The organism is Oleiphilus sp. HI0123, assembly GCF_001635315.1.
In genome coordinates this window covers 1-2,096 of the sequence record NZ_LWGE01001813.1, presented here as the reverse complement: position 1 = coordinate 2,096, position 2,096 = coordinate 1, and the positions used below count along the sequence as shown (strand labels likewise).

Annotated in this window: 2 protein-coding genes and 1 pseudogene; all 3 read right to left on the bottom strand. The window is 43.6% G+C overall.

The window, feature by feature from the left end:
- Positions 1–1,002, bottom strand: a pseudogene (locus A3761_RS24410) (hypothetical protein); the annotation flags it as partial.
- Complete coding sequence (locus A3761_RS24405) at positions 999–1,643, bottom strand: hypothetical protein (RefSeq protein WP_068513734.1); 645 nt, start codon at positions 1,641–1,643, stop codon at positions 999–1,001. The pseudogene A3761_RS24410 and the gene A3761_RS24405, both read right to left, overlap by 4 nt.
- 48 nt (positions 1,644–1,691) lie before the next feature.
- Positions 1,692–2,096, bottom strand: a 405-nt coding sequence (locus A3761_RS24400; protein ID WP_156492100.1) for a ParA family protein, incomplete at its 5' end; no start/stop codon positions are given.

Sequence of the window (2,096 nt, the reverse complement as noted above, 5' to 3'; positions counted from 1 at the left end):
ATCGACCACTCTGACATTTCTATCCAAATGTCTATACAAGCCCATAAAATAATCTGCCCGGCCGACAATTGGCGTGAGCTCCTTTTCAATTTTATAGATTGCACCGAGAGAAACTAAAGGCACCGCAAGCTTTAAACCTGCTACAGAAAAGATCAAACACTCGAAGCGATCTTGAGCCCATGAAGGCGGCCCAACTTGTCCAGGCTCACCAGGCGTAACCAAAGCTGTTCTTTTTTCATGTATCTTTTCAATTTCAGAAACTTCAGTAGTCACAGCCTCCCTAGCCTGAACTTTAGCGTCTACCTTGGTATCACTCAGGGGTGCAGGTGCAGAAACGGATACCTTTGGCTTGTCGACAGTTTCAACAAGTACTTCTTGCTTAACCTTTGTTTTAAGCTCGGGCTCGGCTTTAAGACCAAGCTTCGCTTCCAAGCGGGAAAGCTGAGCCGCGCTCAACTTTGACTTTTTCTTCTCCAGAATCGCTAAGGCCGTCTTTCTATCTAGCTTAGTCTGAAGCTTTTGTTCAGTCTTTTGCTCGGTCTTAACTTCAAGCTTTTGCTTTACTTTAAGGTTCTGCTCAGATGACTCTTTAACACTCGGCTTGGTTTTAACCGGCGCAAGCTTTGGAAATGCAGCAGGTATAATCAGAGGTGAAATTTTTGATCTTTCAGGCTCAGCAAATTGAGGCTTAGCCGGCTTCACTTTTGCAAAATTTGCTTTTGCAATAACCTTAGGCTTTAACTTGGATCCTACTCTGCCTTCAAGTGGCTCTTTAGACCTTGTATGCATTACATTCACGGAGTCTAGAGAGTGTAATTCCGCGTCACTAAGCTTGTTTTTGTGTATTGTATCTAAGTCTTTTAAAGGTTGCTGATCGGCAACTGAGCCAAGCATATCAAAGAAGTATTCATCCATAGCATCAGATGAGCTGACATTCTCGTCCTGATCGAATTCACGCCCTCCATGAATAGAGTGCTTCTTATCGATATCTTCAGAGCTCATCGCACACTCTCTACAGACTGCTCCGCTAACCAAAAAGCAGCGTAGTAATCATCTATAGCTTGCTCAGAGTAGTCTAAGAAGCATTGCCGAACTCGCGGTGAAAGCGGTTTTCTTAAGTAATAGAGAAATGTTAATAATACTATCTGGGCCTCACACTGAGACCGAAAACTTTGATCATCGTCTTCTCTTACCATTTTAATTGTCGGAATAAGAGATAGGTCAGGCGAAATAGCTTCAGTCGTTTTAACAGTGGAACCACCCAAAATCCCAAGAACTGGCTGAGCGCATTGTGGCTCTGATGCCACCCTGGTAACACTAGTTACCGAATCAACATGACTTGGCTTACGTGAAGTGACAGATCCGCCCTGATTTTGCCGACCTTCATTTGTAAGATTGGCTTCTTCAGCAAACTCACAATCGGCACTTATATTTTCTTGCTCACTGACGTGTGCGCTTTCAGAAATTTGAGCAGATGACTCATTCAGATAGTTTTCGGATGTATGCTCTGCCGAAGAACATGAGCTATCATTAGGCTTACTAACAGGCACAGGGTCGCTACCAAACATATCGCTCAGGTAATCATTTAGCAAATCTTCCGTGCTAGAGTGAGGCGTCCTGCTGTCAGTGTTATCCTGAGTCATTTGATAGTGTAATTAATCTCTCGTATGAGTTTAAAGCCTGATAAAGCCTTAGGCATTATTGCTTGTCAGCTCTTTAAGCGTCTGCAGTAGCTTCTTATAAGCTCTCACTCCGTGAGTATCAGCGTCGTACATAGATGGTACCAGACCTTTCATACTTGCATCTCGGAACTTCGTATCAACTGGAACGGCATACTTCCAGACATCATCTCCCCACGTCGATTTGATGGTACGCAAGCTTTGTGTTGAAGCCTGTGTTCGACGATCAAACATGGTAGGCAGAATAAGATGTCTTAAATTGCTTTTCTGAGACCGAATAACCATACCCAAAGTATGCATCATTCTTTCCAAGCCTTTAATCGCAAGAAACTCTGTTTGACAAGGTACGATGAGCTGCTGGCTCGCAGCAAGAGAGTTGATCATTAGTACACCCAAAGAAGGCGAATTATCGATCAA

Coding starts and splice junctions, on each gene's coding strand:
- A3761_RS24405 (WP_068513734.1), bottom strand. CDS start 1,643: ATGACTCAGGATAACACTGACAGCAGGACGCCTCACTCTAGCACGGAA.